Below are 19955 nucleotides of genomic sequence, written 5' to 3'. Positions count from 1 at the left end.
AAGTGTGGCGACGGAAGTGAACGGCGACCTGCTCACCGGGGTCGCAGCGGTGTTGGCCGTGCTGCTGGTGCTCGCGCTGCGAAAGTACCCGACGCTCGGCTTCTGCCTGTGGGCGTTCACCCTTTGCTTCGTGCCGATCTGGGTTGGTGCCGGCAGCAAGGTGTTCCTTCCAGGCCTTGTCCTGTTGTCGGCGCTCGCGGTAGTCGCCTGGGCGGGGAAGCCGGTGGCGGGTATTTCCGTCGTCGACGTCGTCGTGCTGGTGATCGCCGTTCTCTACGGTCTTGCGTTCCTCCTCGGCCTTGAGCGGATTTCGGATGGGCTCACGTTGTTCACCTACTGGATTCTCGCCTATGTGTTGGGGCGCCTTGCGCCAGCGCGCATCTCCGTTCCGGTGCTGTACCGGATCCTCGTTATCGTCTTCGCAGCAGTAGCCGTACTGGCCTTGGTCGAGTACCTGAGGGGCGAGAATTTATTTGTCAGGCTCTTCCCCTCCTCCAACGCCCAGTTCATGCTCTGGGGCCAGATCCAGCCCCGCGGGGGCGTGCTTCGTGTCGAGGGCGCCTTCGGCCATTCGATAGCACTGGGCGCCTGCCTGGCGCTGACCCTGCCCCTGGCCATGGCTGCGAAGTTTCCTCTCTGGATCAGAATGCTGGTGGTTGCGGGTCTCTTGGGGGCGGCTGCGCTCACCTTTAGCCGGATCGGGATCATTACGGCCGTAACGGCGCTCGTGCTGACGGTGGTGTTTCTTCCCTCGGGGCTGACGGCGCGGAACCGCTTGGCTTTCCTGGCCCTGCTGGCGGGTGCGGCGGCTGCGGCCTTGCCGCTCCTGACCGGGACTTTCCTGGAGGCTGGGGAGAGAGGCCTCAGGGAGCGCCGAGTACCGGGCTGATCTCTTGGGTCTCGTTCCGCAAATGAGGCTGCTGGGCGTCGCCGATGTCTTCCAGGTGTTGCCTGACGGAACAGCGTATTTCGGGAATTTCCGTTCCATAGACAGTGCCCTGATTCTCCTGGGGCTCTCCTTCGGACTCATTCCCCTGCTCGGGGTAGGGGGCCTGTTGGTGGGGGCCGTGGTCCTTGTGCTTCGCCGCAAAGCCACCCCGCCGACCATCGCCCTCGTCGCGCAATTGCCCAGCTTCGCAACCGTGGCTCTTATCACGCAGTACTCTTTTTTCCTGTGGTTTATGTGCGGTCTCGCAGTCAGCACGCAGATGATTCAAAAAGAGCGCAAGCAACTAATCACTCCGGAATTCAGGACGCCGCCAGCCGGCCGCATTGACTTGAACCGGCCGAAACAGGGGGTAAGCAATGAATGAGAAGCGCAAGGAACTCGAGTTCCTGCGGCGTCACTGGATAACGTTTATCGTATTCATCATGCTGGGTGCGGCAGGGGGCTGGGCGGCCGATCAGTTTAGTGATCCCCTCTATAAATCTCAGTCCAGCGTCTATTTTTCCCTCGATTTCTCGCAGTCCGCAACGGACCTTAACCAGGGCTCGAACTACACCCAGAAACAAATGGTGTCGTTTGCAAAACTGGCCGCTGCCCCGATTGTGCTGGACTCAGTTATTCGGGATTTATCCCTGGATACGTCCTCGCGGGCGCTGGCGAATTCCCTTGACGTCTCCTTTTCGCCTGACTCCGTGATTCTGCAGATTGTCGTGGCAGACCGGTCGGCCAGCCAAGCCAGGGACATAGCCAATGCGGTGGCACAAAACCTGACTCTGGTGGCGGAGCAAATCGGGCCAAAGTCCGGTGCCGGGAAGGGCAGCATCAGCGCCCAGACTATTGAGCAGGCGACGGCGGGATCCAGCCCTGGATCGTCCGATGTGAGGATCAACATTGCGGCAGGAGGCTTTTTAGGACTCCTGCTGGGCTTCCTGATGGGCCTCATCCGGGAGACACTACGCTCGCGTGTGCGGGGAGTGAGTGACCTTAAGTCCGCGGGTCCGGTAGCCGTTATCGCCGTCGTGGAACCCCGTCCAGCCGGTGTGCCTCTTATGGTGGCCGAGCCTTCATCCACGTCCGCTGACCAGTATCGCCGCGCCGTGATGAACCTCCAACAGCTCCATGGGGCGGAAGGGCCGTTAAGCATTGTTGTGGCTGCCGCCTCGCGCCAGCGGTCCAACTGTCAGGTTACGGACAACTTGGCCGCCGCCTTCGCGGAGCAGGACACCCAGGTCATCGTGGTGCATGCATACCAGGGGAAGGATCCCACGGGAGGGCACGGCCTTTCGGACGTTCTGGAAGGCGACGTGGAGCTGGAGGAAGTGGTAAGCCCCGCCGCTGGCGGAACCTACGACGAGCTGATGGCCGGAACAACGGGAGCGAACCGCCACCGGCAGTTGGCGTCCAAAGGATTCGATGGCTTGATTGAGCGTCTGCAGTCGCTGTACGACGTCGTGCTCGTCGAAGCGGCGCCCCTTGATCAGGCGGCCGACGCCCTGCAGATCGCACGACGCCTTGATGGTCTGGTGTTGACAGTCGAGGACGGAAAAACCCGGCGCCGCGACGTGCGGACGCGGTTGGAGGAGGTGCAGGCCGCTGGGGTTCAGATTTCGGGAGTGGTCTTCTGCCTCCGGAAGAGGCGATCGAAGAACGGAGGTGTCCGCACATCCCAGCCGGCCCGCGAGCAGGCGGCTCCTGCTCCCAGACACGAAATGGTTTGACCGCCTGGAAATTTGACCCCCTGGAAACAGGTGCTTCGGAAGGGAGGCGGGCCCGCAGCCCGATGATTTCGACAGGCTGCGGAACGCATTTATCCATCACCGGCCGCATGTTTGCGTATATACCGTTTGTCAAACGTCGAGCGATTTGGACGCCTAAGCAGGGGAGCTGAGGGCCAGATTGCCCGGGGTGGCAGCCTTCAAGCACCAGTGCTAACGGTCTCATGAGTACGCGAACAACCGGACGGCCACGTTCCTTCGGTTTGCAACGTTCACCGACGCCTGGAGTTGTTAAGCATGCTCTCACCTCATCGCTCATGTTTCTCCCCGGCCAGGCTGGCCGCCCTCGCCGTGCTGTCCATTGCACTCGCGAGCACGCCGCCAGCCCAGGCCGCAACGCCCGCCAGCGTGCATGTCCAAGACGACTTTTCCAGCCCGCAGTCCGCGGGATGGGGGACGCCCGACAAAGGTGGACCATACTCGTACAGCAGCGACAAAGGACTGCGGGTGGTGGACCATTCGGGTGTCATCGCAATCGACGAGCCGGGATCGGCCCGCGACGTCACCTATGCCGGCGCCAGGGTCAACGACGTGCGGGTCTCAGCCAATGTGAATGTACGGGAACTGCCGCAGCAGGGCTGGGGTGCCACCTTCGCTCTCCAGGCCCGAAAATCCGGCGGATGGTCGTACCGCTCAACTGTGCGCACCACGCCCGACGGATCCGTTTACCTGGGGACCAGCCGCGTCGACGGTGCGCCGGAGACGGTCACGGAGCTGGGAGCTGAGCAACTGAGCGCCATAAACGCAGGCGCCGGCCAGAAGCTGAACATTCAATTCGAAGTCACGGGCGCGGATCCAGTGACGTTGAAGGCCAGGCTTTGGGTCGCCGGCAGCGTCCAGCCGGACTGGCAGGTGGTGGCTGACGACGCGTCGCCAGGCCGGATCCGAGCGGCAGGAACGACCGGCCTGTGGGCATACACGTCCACCGGATCCAATGCTGTGCGCTTCGGAGTGCAGCGTTTCGAAGCAACGGAGCCAGGAACTCGCGCAACTGCACCGGCTCCCGCACCGGCTCCCGCACCTGAGCCGGTCCCCGCGTCCAGTGCTCAGGCCGGATCCCTGCCGGTCGGGCGGGCAGCCTATCCCTACCCCGCCGGCGCCGTGTTTGTGGCATCCTCCGGGTCCGACACCGCCAGCGGCAGGATAGGCGCCCCCCTTCGGACCCTGCAGCAAGCGGTTCGTTCAGCCCCCGCGGGGGGCACGATCGTGCTGCGTGGCGGTGATTACCACGAATCGGTGATGCCGGAGAACAACAAGAAGCTGATAATCCAGAACTATCCTGGCGAAGCCGCTTGGCTGGATGGCAGCGAGGTAATTAAGGGATGGACTAAATCAGGCAATGCCTGGGTTCGTGCGGACTGGAATACGAACTTCGATGCAAGTCCCACCTATCGCCGCGGTGCGGCAGATAACACCGTCCCTGGCTGGTCATTTATTAGCGCGTTGCACCCGATGGCTGCCCACCCCGACCAAGTCTGGATTGGCGGCGCGGCACAAAAACAAGTGGGCAGCCGCGGCGCAGTCACAGCGGGTACTTTCTATGTTGATCTTGCCGGGAAACGTCTTTACGTGGGCAGCGACCCCGCCAGCCAAACCGTGCGCGCCAGTACCCTCAACAAAGCCATCTCCCTCCGCGCGGACGGCAGCGTGCTGCGGGGAGTGGGCGTACGACGCTACGCTCCGTCGGTGCCCGATATGGGCGCCATCGAAGTTAGCCAGCTGGCAGCCAACGGTCTGGTCGAAAACGTAGTGACAACTGACAACGCGACAACAGGGTTGACTGTCGGTGCACCCAACGTCGATCTGCGAAGGGTCACCAGCTCAAACAACGGCTTCCTCGGCATCCATTCTGTTTACGCCGATCACCTTCTCGCGGACGGTGTTCGGGTAACGAATAACAACACGGAGCACTTCAACCAAACGCCGGCAGCCGGCGGATACAAGATTACTCGTAGCCGGGATGTCACGGTGACCAACAGTGCGTTTTTGAACAATGACGGCACGGGCCTATGGATGGATGAGTCCGTCTACAACTTGGCAGTGACAAATAACGTGATCTCCGACAATCGGAGGCATGGCCTCGTCGTCGAAATTTCCGATACTGCTGTGGTCGCGAACAATCGGATGAGAGGCAACGCCCGGAACGGAGTGTACCTCATCAACACGGGGCACGTGGCTGTCTGGAACAACACCATCGTGGGAAACCAAAACGGGATTCACGTCGCGCAGGATCAAAGGTCTGCCGCAAACCGCGGCACCGCCGGCCACGACCCCCGCCAGGTCAACCCGGACCCCACCATGCCGTGGATCAGCCAGGACATTCGGATCAGCAACAACATTGTTTCCGCCGGCCCGGACGCCGCGGGCCAGTTACTGGCAGTGGTGGATCAGACCGGCAAGAAGACGGGCCAGCAGATGGGCGTAGTGGTCAACGGCAACCTGTACCATCGAAGCTCTGCAGCGGCTCAACCCTCGTTGTTCTCATGGGCCGTTGGGACAACAGGCAGCAGAAATTACGGCGACTTGACGTCCTACCGCCAAGGCACGGGCCAGGACGCCAGAGGAATGCTGCTCACCGGCCCGGCGGCGGTGACACCGGCCGGCGAAGTCTCGGTTGCGGTTACTTCAGCCATCCCCTCGGTGGCTGTACAGATACCCGCCCGGATCAGGGCGCTGACCGGATTCTCGACAGACCCCAGGCTGGGTGCGTCTGTCAGCGGACGATGACCTCGTGGCCGCGACGGCGGGCAGCGTTCCCGGCCTGGCTGCTACCCGGCAGCGCAATTCGGCGACTCTTGGTGTTCCACCGGTTTGGGTGTGCCGGTCGGTTGCCGTTGGCGAGGACCTCTCACAGAGCCAGCAGGAGCGGATCCCATCGTCAATGCATTGTCACAACGAGCCCTTCCCGTCCTTCGAAGATTTTTCGTCGTCGCGTGAAGATCCACCCTTACCGTGCCCGCGGCGGGTGGGCCGCAGCATGCGTCGGGCGACGTCCAGGATTTCCTGGGCGTCCCGTCGGATCGGCGGAATGACCAGGGCAAAGCAGGCGCAGATGATCAGGGCAGCCCCCACGGCGGAGAGGAGAGCCATCAGCGCCGGCACATCCGCCAGAGCGGTTGCGACCACCCAGGAGGTTGCCGCCGCGACAAATGACATGATCACGATGCGGAGGGCCCCTCCATAGAGGCTGCGTACCGGCACGGGAGTGCAACGGGAGAGCCACCAGAAGGACAAAGGCCACGTCAGGGCAGGGGCAAGAGCGTAACCGGCGGCAACGCCGATGACGCCCCACTGGCTGCCGAGGAGGACTAACAGCACTTTGACGACGGACGAAACAACCGAGTACTGCACGAGGTTCCGCGTCAATCCACGAGTGACATAAACCCAGTAGCCAACGAAGGCAAGCATCTGGAAAATTCCGGAAATGGCCAACAGCGAAAGGATGGGAGCCACCCCGCTCCACTCGCCGGCTCCCAGGAAAACGGCCGTCAAGGGCACACATGCGCCCGCGCCCGCGCCCAGCACGAAGCCCAGACTGTGGCCCAGTGCGCTCTGTCCCCGGAGCAGAAATGCCGAATAGCGTTTCTCATCGTCCTGCAGGCTGGCAAGGATCGGAATCGCTATCCGGGTGACTGGGGCGCGCACCTGGTTTAAGGGGTTCATCAGCAATTGGAAGGCTCGGTTGTACTGGCCGAGCGGGTCGGCTCCATATCGCAGCCCGATGATCACCGAGTCTGCATTGCTGCTGACGTAGCCGATGAGCTGGGTCGCTACGATATTCCAGCCGAAACGGAGCATCCCATCCATCGATGTGGCTCTGGACGGCCTACCCGGCAACCAGCGCGCACCTGCCACTACTATGACGAGCATGACGGCGAACTGGACCAGCTGCTGGGCGACCAGCGCCCAATAGCCGGCACCACCGGCTGCGAGCCCGGCCGCAACGCCAAGCGCGACGACGGGGCCAGCCACATCGGCCGTTGCGAGCAGTGTGAACCGCAGGCTTCGGTTGAGGTCCGCACGGTATTGGGTGGCTATGCCGTTCAGGAGGAACGTCCACGCCAGGCTCTGCGCGATCGGAACCAATGAGGGCTGTTGATACAGCGTGGCGATCAGCGGGGCAGAAATCCAAACGAGGATTGAAAGCAGCAGTCCTATGGACGTGTTGATCCAGAACAGATTGTTGCGCTGGCTCTTGGAGAGGGTCCTGGCTTGGATTGCGGCCGTGGACAGGCCAAAATCCCGAAAGATGTCGGCAACGCCGATTACTGCGGCAACCATGGCCAGAAGGCCATAGTCTGCCGGCGAGAGCAGCCGCGCGAGGATGGCAACCGAGAGTACCTGAACTGCTATTCGCAGGGCTTGGCCGGACATCGTCACGAGGACGCCCCGCGCGGCTTGGTTTGCGAGCGATGGCACCACCGCTACATTGCTCTTCACCCGGTCACTGGACCTTGTCTCGCTGAAAGGATTCCAGCGACCGCTGCGCAACAGCCAGCAGGTCCGCCGCCTTTGCCAGCACAGCGTCCACCTGCCGCCCGAGGCCGGGGTCGGCACAGACGGCAAGCACCGCGGCCACGGGATCCGGATGGCTGCGGAGATCAACCGTGTGGTTCCACCCGAGATCCTGGAACAGGGGAGCGAACTTGCGCGAGTAGGCCAGGGGGACAGCCGGAGTGCCCGACGAGAGCGCGTTCAGGCAGGCATGCATCCGTGATCCAATCACTATGCTGCCACTTGCCAACAGCTCCCTGACGCTGGTGAGGGACGTCGGTATCAGCACCTCGGCCCCCGGGGCGTGCGCAGCAGCGAACTCCCGGATAGCCGGAACATCATTGTCGGCAACAGGGGAATCAAGGACGTGGGCCACGAGGCTCACGCTCCTTCCGTCGCGGAGCAGCTCCTGATACAGGGCCGTGACGGTCCTTCGGTAATGCTCCGCGTCCACGTGGGGACCTGGAGTCCACAGGAGTCCGGAGATGTTGAGGATCACGTCACGCTGTGCCGTCCGCGGGGCCTGGGGCAGCGCGAACACGACATCCGTGCTTTCCACGTCCACCGGCCGTCCCAGCTTTTCGGCATGGGCCGCGCTTGCCGAGTCCCGGGACATCACGGCCGCCGCCGTCTTAAGGCTCCGTCGTCCTAGTGCCCGGCCGGCCGCAGAAACGAAGGGACCGATGGTCTGTGGCCCGAGAATAAGCGGTACGCCGGCCCGGCGCACAAGTTCCGCGACCATTCCCATCGCAAAGAGGCGCTCCACTCCATACAGATCTGCAAAGCTGTCTCCCGAGCGGGTATCGATCACCACGTCAAAACTTTGGAGCCACTTTTTCAGTCCGCGGTTGCCTGTCACCCACTCCTTAGCCAAGGATTTGGGACTGCTGATAGGCATGGGTGCGGTGCCCTTGCCATAATCCTGAAATTCGATTTCGGCATCCGGCCACGCGCGCTTAACTAACGCAGCTGTTCCTTCCGCCAGGACATGGAGCCCCAAGTTCGCCGAATCCTGATGAGCCCATAACACTAAAACCCTCACGGCGCCGCGTTCCTTGGCTGGGAGAGAAAGGTCCGCCGAATGTCCAATTTTCCCCTAAGCTCGTCGTGGCCCTACGGAAGCATGAAAGCCGCCGGCAGTCCTCTAATTCGTCCGTGGAATAAGCAGAATCAATCCCAGATCCAGCTGCCGGGCCGGTTGCCCTGAATATCCACCAGATGCCTGCGTCTAATGTAGTTTGCAAATGTTGTTTTCTCCAGAGGTGAAGCAGGGTACACCGACGTGCGGCGGCCTGCGGCAGAAGTGGTAGTGGCCGGTCCGCACGAGCGACTGTCGCACCGCGACTTCCTGGCACTCCTGCCGGCCCTGCTGCTCGTGCGGCACTACTGCAGGAGGTGCAGGGCGACGGCCTTGACCGCTCCTTCCGCAGCACATGAGATGATTACGTAAGGATTGTATTGCGTAATTGGCCCATACTTGGGCCGCCAAGGGAGGAATCAACGGTGACAACAGTTTCAGCTTCGACGTTCCCGGGTCCTGTTGCCACCGCACTGGACAACGCAGAGGTCCTGCGGATCCGCAACGACTTCCCGATCCTGGGCCAGTCCGTCAACGGCAAGCCCCTGGTGTACCTGGATTCCGGGGCCACGTCGCAGAACCCGCTTAGCGTGCTGGAAGCCGAGCAGGAATTCTATGAACAGCGGAACTCGGCGGTCCATCGCGGTGCCCATCATCTCGCCGTTGAGGCCACCGAGGCCTTCGAAGACGCCAGGGAAACGGTTGCAGCCTTCATCGGGGCCGAGCCGGACGAACTCATCTGGACCTCGAACGCCACCGAAGGCCTGAATCTGCTCAGCTACTCCTTCCTGAACGCCTCCCTGCCCGGGGCGGCCCCCGAAGCGGCCCGCTTTGCCCTGTCCACCGGTGACGAAATCGTGGTCACGGAGATGGAACACCACGCCAACCTGATTCCGTGGCAGCAGCTGGCAGAACGGACCGGAGCCGCACTGCGCTATATCCCCGTGGATGACCGCGGCGCCCTGGACCTCGACGCCGCCGCCCGCATCATCGGCAGCCGGACGCGCATCCTTGCCTTCACCCACGCCTCCAACGTCCTCGGCACCATCAACCCGGTGGCGGCGCTGGTCGCGCTGGCCCGGTCCGCCGGGTCGCTCGTCGTGCTGGACGCCTGCCAGTCCGCGCCGCACCTGCCTCTGGACGTCAAGGCACTTGACGTGGACTTCGCTGTCTTCTCCGGGCACAAGATGCTGGCTCCGACCGGAATCGGCGGGCTGTACGGCAGGTCCGAACTGCTCAACGCGATGCCACCGTTCCTGACCGGCGGCTCCATGATCACGACCGTCACCATGGAGCGGGCCGGATTCCTGCCCAGCCCGCAGCGCTTTGAGGCCGGAACCCAAAAGATCTCGCAGGCCGTGGCCCTCGCCGCCGCCGCGAACTACCTGAGCGAAACCGGGCTGGACCGGATCCATGCCTGGGAGTCCGAGCTCGGTCAGCGCCTGGTGGAGGGCCTTGAGTCCATCCCGGGGATCCGCGTACTGGGACCGGCTGCGGGCCAGGAACGGATCGGGCTGGCCGCGTTCGACGTCGCGGGCGTCCACGCGCACGACGTCGGGCAGTTCCTGGACAGCCGCGGCATCGCCGTGCGGGTGGGGCACCACTGTGCCCAGCCGCTGCACCGCCGGCTTGGACTGACGGCGACGACGCGTGCCAGCACCTACCTTTACAACACCACGGACGATGTGGACGCGTTTCTGCAGGCCGTCGCCGATGTCCGCGGATACTTCCAAGCCTGAGGACGGCAGTACATGAGTCTCGACCAGCTGTACCAGCAGATCATCCTGGAGCACTCCAAGGCCCGGCACGGCAGCGGGCTGGCCGGCGCAGTCGTCCCCGACGGCGCGAGCAGCGGCCAGTCGCATCAGCTCAATCCGGTGTGCGGGGACGAAATCACCGTCCGGGTTGCCGTGGCGGACGGCAAGGTCAGGGAAGTGCGCTGGGACGGTGACGGCTGTTCGATCTCGATGGCGTCAGCGTCCGTGCTGACGGACCTCGCCGAAGGCATGGCTGCCGAAGAGTTCCGCGCCGTGATCGACAGTTTCCGTGAGGTGCTGCGCTCCCGCGGGAAAGTGGCCGCGGATCCGGAAGTGCTGGGAGACGCCGCCGCGTTTGAGGGCGTGGCACGCTACGCAGCCCGGGTCAAATGCGCCATGCTGTCCTGGGTCGCCGCCGAGGACGCGCTCGGACAAGCTCTCGTAGGCTGACCCTGCCCGGGCCTGCACGGCTCAGGGCCGGCCGAGGCCCTTGTAGGTCCAGCCCGCGGCGCGCCACTTGGCCGGATCCAGGACATTCCGGCCGTCGAGGATGCGCGGAGCGGAGACGAGGGCCCGGGTGGCGTGCGGGTCCAGCTCGCGGTACAGCTTCCATTCGGTCAGCAGCAGGACGGCGTCTGCCCTGCGCAGGGTGGTCTCCAGGTCCGGTTCCAGCGGGAGCTCCGGAAAACGCTTGGCCGCATTCGTGAGGGCCTGCGGGTCGGTGACTGTCACCACAGCGCCCTGAAGCTGGAGCTGTGCTGCGGCGCTCAGCGCCGGTGAGTCCCGGACGTCGTCGCTCTCGGGTTTGAAGGCGGCGCCGAGCACGGCGATCCGCTGCCCCAGCAGCGAACCGCCGCAAAGTTCCCGGGTCAGCTCGACGACGCGGGTCCGGCGCCGCATGTTGATCGCGTCCACCTCGCGCAGAAACGTCAGAGCCTGGTCCGCGCCCAGCTCGCCGGCGCGGGCCATGAAGGCCCGGATGTCCTTGGGCAGGCAGCCGCCGCCGAAGCCGATGCCGGCATCGAGGAACTTCCGGCCGATCCGTTCGTCCAGGCCGATGGCGTCGGCCAACTGGGTGACATCCGCGCCGGTTGCTTCGCAGACCTCGGCCATCGCATTGATGAAGGAAATCTTGGTGGCGAGGAACGAGTTGGCGGCGGCCTTCACGAGCTCGGCCGTGGCATAGTCGGTGACCAGCCGCGGCGTCCCCTTGGAGAGGGGCAGCTTGTAGACCTGGTCCAGGACGGCCACCGCGGGGTTTTCCTCGCTTCCGTCCGGGACACCGTAGACGAAGCGGTCGGGGTTCAGCGTGTCCGTAACCGCATGGCCTTCGCGGAGAAATTCGGGATTCCACACCAGCGTGGCGCCCGGTTCGGTCTCTGCGAGGATGCCGGCGAGCCGCGCCGCAGTCCCGACCGGCACGGTGGATTTACCGGCGATGACGTCGCCCGGGGACACCTGGGCGGCCAATGACTCCACCGCGGCATCAACGAAGCGCAGGTCGGCGCCGTTTTCGCCGCGCTTTTGCGGGGTGCCCACACAGATGAAATGGACCTCGGACCCGCGGGCGTCCGACATGTCATGTGTGAACCGCAAGCGTCCCGATTCCTCGAGCTCGGACAGCAGCTCGTCCAATACGGGTTCGTAGAACGGCGCCTGCCCCCTGGACAGTTGCGCCACTTTGCTCTCGTCAAGGTCGATGCCGACCACATCGTGACCGAGCTTCGCCATGCACGCCGCGTGGACTGCGCCAAGATACCCGCAGCCGATAACCGATATCCGCATTCCGTGGTCCTCCCGCAAAGGGTGTGATCACAGAGTACGTGGTGGGGACGGGTTTGGCACGGGCTTGCGGAGAGTCATGACCAGCAGCGTGAGCAGGCTCCCGAGCGTGGCCCCTGCGGTGTTGGCGGCGACATCCAGCAGTGTGGGGTAGCGGGCCGGCAGGAAGAGGAGCTGAGCGAGCTCGATCAGACCGGACAGCAGCATTCCGGCGGCCACGCCTGCCCACCAGCAGCGCCTGCCCAGGATACGGACCACCAGGGCGCCCAAGGGAACGAACAGAAGCACATTGGACGCCGACTCCACGAAGGCGTAGTCAATCCACCCGGGAATCCCCCAGCGGTGCAGCTTCCTGAGCGCCTTCACCAGCAGCCCGGCTCCGGCGCGGTCCACGGGGGTAGGCCACAGGGCGATGGCGGCCAGGATGATCGCGTAGGCGGTGAATTCCCACCCGGCCACACGGCGGCGGGGTCGCAAGGGGCAACGCCTTTCGGTGGGTCGCGCGGATTTCCCCTGAGTCTAGTGCCCCGAGCGCGGTGGGACCCGGTAAAAGGTGCGCCGCGCGCGGCGGCAGCGGCGCACCAGCCGGCCCGCCGCGGGCTCTGCTAGGCCAGCAGCCCGGCAATCCCGATTGCGGCCGTCGCCGCGCCCAGCACCATGGAGATGCTGACAATGACGATGTGGACCGTCAGGAAACGGGTCGCCCGGCCGCCGGCGTCGCGGGAGCGCGGGTCCTTCATGACCCGGCGCAGGAACTGCGGCCAGACGGCGAGCGACCAGATGCCGGCCACGATCAGGACGACGGCCAGGACTGTGGGCAGTTCCACGCCGCTAGTGGCTTTCGAGCCAGGCCTGGGCCTGCTGCGACTGGATGTTCAGGGCCTTGCCCACCATCGGCTCGGCCGCTTCGGCGATCTTGCTGCCGAGGAACGGAACCGAGGAGGTGACGGTGCCTTCGAGTTCGATCCGGGTGCTGCCGGCCCCGGACACAAGGCGCTGGACGGCGTTGACGTCCAGCGGGGCCCCGGCGACCTTCATCGAAATGCTGCTCTGCCGTGAACCGTCAGCGGCGGGTGCCGCCCAGGTCTCGACCTGCGTCACCTTCAGGCTTTCACCGACGAATTTCCGGGCGATGTCCGGCATCCGGGTGGTGGGGATCGTCCGGACGGTGGTGGTGACGAACGCGCCGGCAGGGTCGCCGTCCACGGCAAAGGATTCCAGCGTGCCGCCGACGTATTCGCTCGTGTGGCGCAGGAACTCCTCGTTCACGAGAACAGCGGTGACGCGGTCAACGCTGTGGGGCAGGGTGGTGGATGCACTCAGGGGCATGGGATCTCCAATGCAGGTGTACTGGACGTTTCGGGCTCCCAATATTCTAAGGGGTGTGCCTGCCCGGCTCCGATTCGAGGTTCTGCAGATCCCGGGCGGCTGCCGTGATATTCCGTGACATGGCGGGGAAGATGAGGCTGTGGAACGGCAGCACGGCGAGCCAGTAGAGGCGTCCGCTGAGGCCCTTGGGGAAGAAGATCGCCCGCTGCCGGTAGCGGCTCCCTGTGCCTTCGGGTTCCACCGAGAGTTCCAGCCACGCCCGGCCGGGCGCCCGCATTTCGGCACGCAGCCGGAGCAGCCGGCCACGCTCGATCCGCTCGGCCCGCCACCAGTCCACCACTTCACCTTCGGCCAGCAGGTGCGCGTGCCGCCGGCCGCGCAGCAGGCCCGCCCCGCCGGTGAGCTTGTCCAGCCAGCCGCGGACGCGCCAGGCCAGGGGAAGGGAGTACCAGCCGTTGCGGCCGCCGATGCCTTCGATGATGGTCCAGACGTGCTTGGGGTCCACCGCGCTGGCGTAGGTGCGTTCGTCAAGGTAGACGCGGTGGCCGGCCCAGTCCGGGTCGGACGGGAGCGGATCGGCGTCGGCTCCGGCGCTGGCCCACGTGGTTTCAACCTGCCCGTCGCGCTCCTTGCCCAGGGCGAGGGCCACCGCCCGACGGTAGGGGGTGAGTCCGCCGTCGGGCAGCGGGAGGTAGGAATCGATGCCGTGTTCGCGGGAGACGGCGTCGTGCTGGAGCGATTCCACCAGCGGCAGCGACATGGACAGCGGTATCGGCGTCACCAGCGCGACCCACAGCCCGGCCAGCTTGGGAGCCGGCACGGGCAGGGCCAGGACCCAGCGCCGGGGGAGCCCGGCCTCGGCCGCGTATTCCATCATCATTCCGGCATAGCTCAGCACCTGGCGCGAGCCGATGTCGAAGGTGCGGTTGATCGGGCCTGCCAGCGACGCGGAGCCTACGAGGTAGTGGAGCACGTCGCGCACGGCGATCGCCTCGATCTTGTTCCGCACCCAGCTGGGGGCGGGCATCACCGGAAGGGTCTCGGACAGGTGGCGGATCATCTCGAACGACGCCGAACCCGAGCCGATCACGACGCCGGCCTGGAACACGATGGCGTCCACCGGGCTGTCGAGGAAGACCTTGCCCACGGCTTCCCGGGACCGCATGTGGGTGGACAGTTGCGCGTTGGCCGGGTGCAGGCCGCCCAGGTAAACAATCCTGCCCACACCGGCATCGGCAGCCGCCTTGGCCGCGGTCTCGGCCATCGCCCTTTCCTTCGACTCGAAGCCCGTCCCGGTGGCCATGGAATGCACCAGATAGTAGAGAACGTCGACGCCGTCCAGCGCCTGGCGAAGCGCCATGCCGTCGTCGAGGCTGCTTCGGACCACCTCCACGTCCTCCAGCCACGGCGCGCCGGCGATCTTCGCCGGCGTCCGGACGAGCACCTTCACCGTGTGCCCGGCCTCGAGCAGCCGGGGGACCAGCCGCCCGCCGATGTAGCCGGTGGCGCCGGTGACGAGCACCGTCTTCGGCGTCGCCGCTGTGGGGGTGCCGTTCATGGTTGGCTCCTCGTGATTGCCCGGAAATGCGTCATTGCCCATAAAAGCCATTCGGAGCGCCGGCCGCCGCGGACTGCAGGGGGACGGGCGCAGTGCCAGCTTGGTTGCGGGGCTAAGGGCCAGCTTAGCCCCGCAGGGCGGACCGTCCCGGGCCTCGCGGTAGGCTTGGAATACCCCGGGATTCTCACGAATTTCGGGTATTCGTGTTGCCTGCACCCCCGTGATCCCATCAGGAGCAACAGCTATGAGCCTCAACGGCCCCTCTCTCACCGGTTTGCGCCGTGTCCTCGCCGAAGACCGGAACTACGCCCGGATCCGGGCCGAGGCCGCCCGCGGTTTCGCCGCGCGCAGCGAGGACTACCAGATCAGCGCCCCGGCCGGCATGCGGTCCGCGCTGCTCGCGGAAATGGCCGACGGCCTCAGGGCTTTAGCGGAAGTAACAGCGGAGGCAGGAGCCGCGGAAACCGGCTCTGCCGAAGACAGCCGCCGGGCCCCCGTTGTCCTCGCCGTCACCGCGACTGGACGCGAGGCCGAGGACCTGACCGCGGCCCTGCGCGCCTTCCTGCCGGCAGACGCCGTCGCCGAGTTCCCGAGCTGGGAAACCCTGCCGCACGAGCGGCTCTCCCCGCGCTCGGATACCGTCGGCCGGCGGCTGGCCGTGCTGCGCAGGCTGGCCCACCCCGAAACGGCCCCAAGCGGCGCGCTGCGCGTCGTGGTGGCCCCGGTGCGCGCCGTCGTCCAGCCGATCGTGGCGGGCCTGGGCGAACTGGTGCCGGTCACCCTGAAGGTGGGCCAGGAGGTCCCCTTCAGCAGTGTCGTGAAGAGCCTCGCCGATGCCGCCTACGCCCGGGTGGACATGGTGACCCGCCGCGGCGAGTTCGCCGTCCGCGGCGGCATGCTGGACGTCTTCCCGCCGACCGAGGACCACCCCGTCCGGGTCGAGTTCTTTGGCGACGAGGTGGACCAGATGCGCTGGTTCGCCGTCGCCGACCAGCGCTCGCTGACCGGGCCCGGCCTGCACCACCCCACCGAACTGCACGCCCCGCCGTGCCGCGAAATCCTGATCACGCCCTCAGTGATGTCCCGCGCCGCGACGCTGAAGTCCCAGCTCCCGGCGGCAGCGGACATGCTGGAAAAGATCGCCGGCGGCATCGCCGTCGAAGGCATGGAGTCGCTGGCCCCGGTCCTGGTGGACGCCATGGTCCCGTTCCTGGACCAGCTCCCGGCCGGTTCCATCTCCGTGGTGATCGAGCCGGAGAAGGTCCGGACCCGCGCCCACGATCTCGCCGCCACCAACGAGGAATTCCTGGAGGCGGCGTGGTCCACGGCGTCCGACGGCGGCAGGGCACCGCTCGATTTGAGTGCCGCGGCGTCCGAAGCCCTGCACTCCGCCAGCTTCCGTTCGCTGACCGAGACCCGCTCGGCGGCCCTCGCGCACGGCGTCTCCTGGTGGTCCATCACGTCCCTCGCCACCGACGAGGAGCTGCTGCCCGACGTCGACGTGCTGAACCTGCACGCCCGGGAACCCCGCGGCTACCAGGGCGACGTGGCGGAAATGATGGACTTCATCGGCTCCCATATCCGGGACCAGTGGCGGATGGTCGTGGTGACCGAGGGCCCCGGCCCGGCGCAGCGCCTCGCGGAACTCTTCCACGACAACGACATCCCGTGCGCCCGGGTGGAATCCCTCGACGACGAGCCGCAGGCCGGGCTGATCGAGGTGACCACCGCCGCCGTCGGACGCGGTTTTGTGCTGGACCCGCTCAAGCTGGCGTTGCTGACCGAGGCTGACCTGCTGGGGCGCACGTCCCCGGGCTCCACGAAGGACATGCGCCGGATGCCGTCCAAGCGGCGGAACGCCGTTGACCCCCTGCAGCTGGTGGCCGGTGACTCCGTGGTGCACGAACAGCACGGCGTCGGCCGGTTCGTGGAGCTGATCCAGCGCAAGGTCGCTGGTGGTGGCGACGGAGTGCGCGAGTACCTCGTGCTGGAATACGCCCCCTCCAAGCGCGGCGCCCCCGGCGACCGGCTCTTTGTGCCCACCGACCAGCTGGACCAGGTCACGCGGTACGTCGGCGGGGACACCCCCGCGCTGAGCAAGATGGGCGGCTCGGACTGGGCCAGCACCAAGTCCAAGGCACGCAGGGCCGTCAAGGAAATCGCCGGCGAGCTGATCCGGCTGTACTCGGCCCGGATGGCCTCCCGCGGCTACGCCTTCGGCCCGGACACCCCGTGGCAGCGCGAACTCGAGGAAGCCTTCCCCTATGTGGAAACCCCGGACCAGCTGACCACCATCAACGAAGTCAAAGCCGACATGGAACGCGAGATCCCGATGGACCGGCTGATCTCCGGCGACGTCGGCTACGGCAAGACCGAGATCGCGGTCCGGGCGGCCTTCAAGGCGGTCCAGGACGGCAAGCAGGTCGCCATCCTCGTGCCCACCACGCTGCTCGCCCAGCAGCACTACGAGACCTTCACCGAGCGGTTCTCCGGCTTCCCGCTCGTGGTCAAGCCGCTGTCCCGCTTCCAGGGCACCAAGGAAGCCAAGGAGACCGCAGCAGGGGTCAAGAACGGCTCCGTCGACGTCGTGATCGGCACCCACCGCCTGCTGTCCAAGGACTTCGCCTTCAAGGACCTCGGCCTCGTGGTGGTGGACGAGGAGCAGCGTTTCGGCGTCGAACACAAAGAGGCGCTGAAGAAGATGCGCACCAACGTGGACGTCCTGGCCATGAGCGCCACCCCGATTCCGCGGACCCTGGAAATGTCGCTCACCGGCATCCGCGAGACTTCCACCCTGGCCACCCCGCCGGAGGAACGCCACCCGGTGCTGACCTATGTGGGCCCGTACACGGACAAGCAGACCTCCGCCGCGATCCGCCGCGAATTGATGCGCGAAGGCCAGGTGTTCTTCGTCCACAACCGGGTTTCCACGATCGACCGCACCGCGGCGAAGATCCGCGAGCTCGTCCCGGAGGCCCGGGTGGAGGTGGCCCACGGGCAGATGTCCGAGAGCCGTCTGGAACAGATCATCGTGGACTTCTGGGAAAAGCGCTTCGACGTGCTGGTCTGCACCACCATCATCGAGACCGGCCTGGACATCTCCAACGCCAACACCCTGATCGTGGACGGGGCGGACAAGTACGGCCTCTCCCAGCTGCACCAGCTGCGCGGACGCGTGGGCCGCGGCCGCGAACGTGCCTACGCCTACTTCCTCTACCCCTCCGAGAAGCCGCTGGGCGAGGTGGCGCTGGAACGGCTCAAGGCCGTCGCCACGCACAACGAACTCGGCGCCGGCATGCAGCTGGCCATGAAGGACCTGGAGATCCGTGGCGCGGGCAACCTGCTCGGCGGCGAGCAGTCCGGCCACATCCAGGGCGTCGGCTTCGACCTCTACATCCGGCTGGTCGGCGAGGCGGTGGCGGAGTACCGCGGCGAGGCCGAGGAGAAGGCTGCGGACATGAAGATCGAGCTGCCGGTCAACGCGCACCTGCCGCATGACTACGTGCCGGGCGAACGGCTCCGCCTTGAGGCGTACCGCAAGCTGGCCGGTGCCATCACCTACGAGGCGATCGACGAGGTCCTCGCGGAGCTTGTTGACCGCTACGGCGAGCTGCCGCTGCCCGCGAAGAACCTGATCGACGTCGCCCGGTTCCGGGTGGGCGCCCGCGAAGCCGGCCTGAGCGACGTTGCCCTGCAGGGCAACTTCATCAAGTTCTCCCCGGCGGAACTGCCGGAGTCCAAGCTCATGCGGCTCACCCGGATGTACCCCGGCGCGCAGGCAAAGCCGGCCCTGGACGCGGTGCTCATCCCCAAGCCGAAGACGGCCCGGATCGGCGGCCGGGACCTGCAGGACGCCGAGATCCTCGAATGGGCCAACGGCGTCATCCGCAATATCTTCTCCGACGCCGCTGTTGCTGCCGAACAGACGAGGAGTTAGCCCGTGATGGGAGGACACCACGCCGCTTCGGGAGCCGCGGCGTGGGTGGCTATTTCCTCAACCGGGCCGTACGCCCTGGGCTGGTATCCGCTGGACGCCACCGGGATCGTGATCGGCGGGATGGCGACGGCGGGGACGGCCCTGGTCTGCGACTGGGACCACCGCTCCAGCACGGTGGCGCATTCGCTGCCGCCGCTGTCCAATGTGATCGCCGTCGGCATCGAGAATGCCAGCGGCGGGCACCGGCAGGGCACGCATTCCCTGCTCGGTGCGGCGTTCTTCGTGCTGCTCGCGGCCATGGCCGGGCAGCTCCAGCTGCAGACAGAGTGGGGACTGCTGTCCCTCGGCGCCGGCCTGCTGTGCATGTTCATGATCAATATCGCGGCCAAGGCCTTGAAGCTCTTCCCGAAGTACGGCTGGATCAGCAACTGGGTCTTCGCCCTGGCCATGGCCGGGCTGGTGACGTGGCTCGCGCCGCACCAGTGGACCTGGCTCCCGGTCTCGATGCTCACCGGGGTGCTGGTGCACATCGTGGGGGATATGATCACGACCGGGGGAGTGCCGCTGCTGTGGCCGCTGGTGATCAAACCGCCGAAGTTCCTCCGGAAGGTGCCGCTGTTCAAGGACGTCTGGAAGGCCAACGGGGCATTCTCCATCCCGCTGCTGGGCCGCGCCGGTTCACGGCGGGAATGGTTCGTGCTGATCCCGGTCAGCGCCTACGCCATGATCGGCATGTTCGGCGCAGCGCTGGCCCTCGGCAAGGCACACTTCCCGGCCGCCGTCGCACTCGTTAGCGAGCTCGTCAGCAGCGTGTTCGGCCGGTCCCTGGCCGGCTAGTGTACCGTGTCATTGATTCCTTCAGGTCTAGTTTCGGTCAGCTCTCAGTCTGCGTCCAATTCCTCTTCTTTCGAGAGTGCTTCCACGAACTCGGGAGGCAAGGGGAGGCCGCTTGATGGGTAGAGGAACAGGGCCAGCGATATGGAGTCGGTTGTGGTCAGAAACATTTCAATGGGCTCGGTCCGGCCCGCGGTTTCAAGGATTAGGGTGAAGCCTTCGGTCCCCATGCTGGGGCGGAGAGACCATCTCTCCAGCGCCGGCGCAATATCCTGGTCCATCACTACGTGGTCTCCGCAGAGATCCCAGTGCGCACCGGAGTCGACCTTCGCCTTGTGCTCGGCACAGACGTAGACCTCGTGAAAATCGGCGCTTCTATGCCCCGCCACCACGAAGGCGGAGCCGGGATTCTGGCATCGGAGCACGGAACAAGTCCTCATGCTTGCTACGTTACTGAGGAGAAAG

General features: G+C 65.6%; 16 protein-coding genes. 8 read left to right on the top strand and 8 right to left on the bottom strand.

Features of this window, described 5'->3' with window-relative positions:
* Positions 1-4: 4 nt before the first annotated feature.
* The 4 genes from ACVWZ8_RS01690 to ACVWZ8_RS01675 all read left to right on the top strand — a co-directional run bounded on the left by ACVWZ8_RS01690 (position 5) and on the right by ACVWZ8_RS01675 (position 5448).
* Positions 5-889, top strand: coding sequence for a hypothetical protein (locus tag ACVWZ8_RS01690; protein ID WP_456503589.1), 885 nt, complete (start codon positions 5-7; stop codon positions 887-889).
* Between the two features lie 22 nt (positions 890-911).
* Positions 912-1313, top strand: a complete 402-nt coding sequence (locus ACVWZ8_RS01685; RefSeq protein ID WP_456503588.1) for a hypothetical protein — start codon at positions 912-914, stop codon at positions 1311-1313.
* On the top strand, positions 1306-2664 hold the full coding sequence (locus ACVWZ8_RS01680) for a hypothetical protein (protein ID WP_456503587.1): 1359 nt from the start codon (positions 1306-1308) through the stop codon (positions 2662-2664). The genes ACVWZ8_RS01685 and ACVWZ8_RS01680 overlap by 8 nt, the downstream gene beginning before the upstream one ends.
* 348 nt (positions 2665-3012) lie before the next feature.
* Positions 3013-5448 (top strand): right-handed parallel beta-helix repeat-containing protein, encoded by a 2436-nt coding sequence (locus ACVWZ8_RS01675; protein WP_456503586.1) that lies wholly within the window; start codon positions 3013-3015, stop codon positions 5446-5448.
* Between the two features lie 162 nt (positions 5449-5610).
* On the opposite strand, the gene ACVWZ8_RS01670 is transcribed toward ACVWZ8_RS01675, so the two are convergent.
* Positions 5611-7212 carry a lipopolysaccharide biosynthesis protein gene (locus ACVWZ8_RS01670; RefSeq protein WP_456503585.1) on the bottom strand — a complete coding sequence of 534 codons (1602 nt, stop codon included), beginning with the start codon at positions 7210-7212 and terminating at the stop codon, positions 5611-5613.
* A complete protein-coding gene (locus ACVWZ8_RS01665; RefSeq protein WP_456505892.1) occupies positions 7166-8245 on the bottom strand; it encodes a polysaccharide pyruvyl transferase family protein in 1080 nt (359 codons plus the stop codon). The genes ACVWZ8_RS01670 and ACVWZ8_RS01665 overlap by 47 nt, the downstream gene beginning before the upstream one ends.
* Positions 8246-8718: 473 nt before the next feature.
* Between ACVWZ8_RS01665 and ACVWZ8_RS01660 the strand changes: the two genes are divergently transcribed.
* Both ACVWZ8_RS01660 and sufU read left to right on the top strand, forming a co-directional pair.
* Positions 8719-10032 (top strand): SufS family cysteine desulfurase, encoded by a 1314-nt coding sequence (locus ACVWZ8_RS01660; RefSeq protein ID WP_426976593.1) that lies wholly within the window; start codon positions 8719-8721, stop codon positions 10030-10032.
* 12 nt (positions 10033-10044) lie between these two features.
* The gene (gene sufU, locus ACVWZ8_RS01655) at positions 10045-10500 is read left to right on the top strand and encodes a Fe-S cluster assembly sulfur transfer protein SufU (protein ID WP_456503584.1); all 456 of its coding nucleotides are present in this window, start codon (positions 10045-10047) and stop codon (positions 10498-10500) included.
* Between the two features lie 21 nt (positions 10501-10521).
* Here the strand turns inward: sufU and ACVWZ8_RS01650 are convergent, their stop codons facing one another.
* From ACVWZ8_RS01650 to ACVWZ8_RS01630, 5 genes are all read right to left on the bottom strand, one after another.
* A complete protein-coding gene (locus ACVWZ8_RS01650) occupies positions 10522-11835 on the bottom strand; it encodes a UDP-glucose dehydrogenase family protein (RefSeq protein ID WP_456503583.1) in 1314 nt (437 codons plus the stop codon).
* A 27-nt stretch (positions 11836-11862) separates the two neighbouring features.
* Positions 11863-12309, bottom strand: a complete 447-nt coding sequence (locus ACVWZ8_RS01645; protein ID WP_456503582.1) for a VanZ family protein — start codon at positions 12307-12309, stop codon at positions 11863-11865.
* Between the two features lie 128 nt (positions 12310-12437).
* Positions 12438-12659 carry an SCO4848 family membrane protein gene (locus tag ACVWZ8_RS01640; RefSeq protein ID WP_456503581.1) on the bottom strand — a complete coding sequence of 74 codons (222 nt, stop codon included), beginning with the start codon at positions 12657-12659 and terminating at the stop codon, positions 12438-12440.
* 4 nt (positions 12660-12663) lie between these two features.
* Positions 12664-13161, bottom strand: a complete 498-nt coding sequence (locus ACVWZ8_RS01635) for a DUF2505 domain-containing protein (RefSeq protein ID WP_456503580.1) — start codon at positions 13159-13161, stop codon at positions 12664-12666.
* 46 nt (positions 13162-13207) lie between these two features.
* On the bottom strand, positions 13208-14719 hold the full coding sequence (locus tag ACVWZ8_RS01630; RefSeq protein ID WP_456503579.1) for an SDR family oxidoreductase: 1512 nt from the start codon (positions 14717-14719) through the stop codon (positions 13208-13210).
* A 244-nt stretch (positions 14720-14963) separates the two neighbouring features.
* Between ACVWZ8_RS01630 and mfd the strand changes: the two genes are divergently transcribed.
* Together mfd and ACVWZ8_RS01620 are read left to right on the top strand one after the other, a co-directional pair.
* Positions 14964-18656, top strand: coding sequence for a transcription-repair coupling factor (gene mfd / locus ACVWZ8_RS01625; RefSeq protein ID WP_456503578.1), 3693 nt, complete (start codon positions 14964-14966; stop codon positions 18654-18656).
* A gap of 6 nt (positions 18657-18662) precedes the next feature.
* Positions 18663-19493 (top strand): metal-dependent hydrolase, encoded by an 831-nt coding sequence (locus tag ACVWZ8_RS01620; protein WP_456503577.1) that lies wholly within the window; start codon positions 18663-18665, stop codon positions 19491-19493.
* Positions 19494-19537: 44 nt separating this feature from the next.
* Here the strand turns inward: ACVWZ8_RS01620 and ACVWZ8_RS01615 are convergent, their stop codons facing one another.
* A complete protein-coding gene (locus ACVWZ8_RS01615; protein ID WP_456503576.1) occupies positions 19538-19915 on the bottom strand; it encodes a hypothetical protein in 378 nt (125 codons plus the stop codon).
* Positions 19916-19955: the final 40 nt, after the last annotated feature.

The organism is Arthrobacter sp. UYCu723, assembly GCF_054059215.1.
Note: the sequence above shows the minus strand (reverse complement) of the source record. Positions and strands in the feature narration are given on the sequence as shown.

Bases quoted from the DNA above. Each gene is read 5' to 3' on its own strand.
- ACVWZ8_RS01635 (WP_456503580.1), bottom strand. From the start codon at position 13,161: ATGCCCCTGAGTGCATCCACCACCCTGCCCCACAGCGTTGACCGCGTC.
- ACVWZ8_RS01620 (WP_456503577.1), top strand. From the start codon at position 18,663: ATGGGAGGACACCACGCCGCTTCGGGAGCCGCGGCGTGGGTGGCTATT.
- ACVWZ8_RS01680 (WP_456503587.1), top strand. From the start codon at position 1,306: ATGAATGAGAAGCGCAAGGAACTCGAGTTCCTGCGGCGTCACTGGATA.
- ACVWZ8_RS01630 (WP_456503579.1), bottom strand. From the start codon at position 14,719: ATGAACGGCACCCCCACAGCGGCGACGCCGAAGACGGTGCTCGTCACC.
- ACVWZ8_RS01685 (WP_456503588.1), top strand. From the start codon at position 912: ATGAGGCTGCTGGGCGTCGCCGATGTCTTCCAGGTGTTGCCTGACGGA.
- mfd (WP_456503578.1), top strand. From the start codon at position 14,964: ATGAGCCTCAACGGCCCCTCTCTCACCGGTTTGCGCCGTGTCCTCGCC.
- sufU (WP_456503584.1), top strand. From the start codon at position 10,045: ATGAGTCTCGACCAGCTGTACCAGCAGATCATCCTGGAGCACTCCAAG.
- ACVWZ8_RS01650 (WP_456503583.1), bottom strand. From the start codon at position 11,835: ATGCGGATATCGGTTATCGGCTGCGGGTATCTTGGCGCAGTCCACGCG.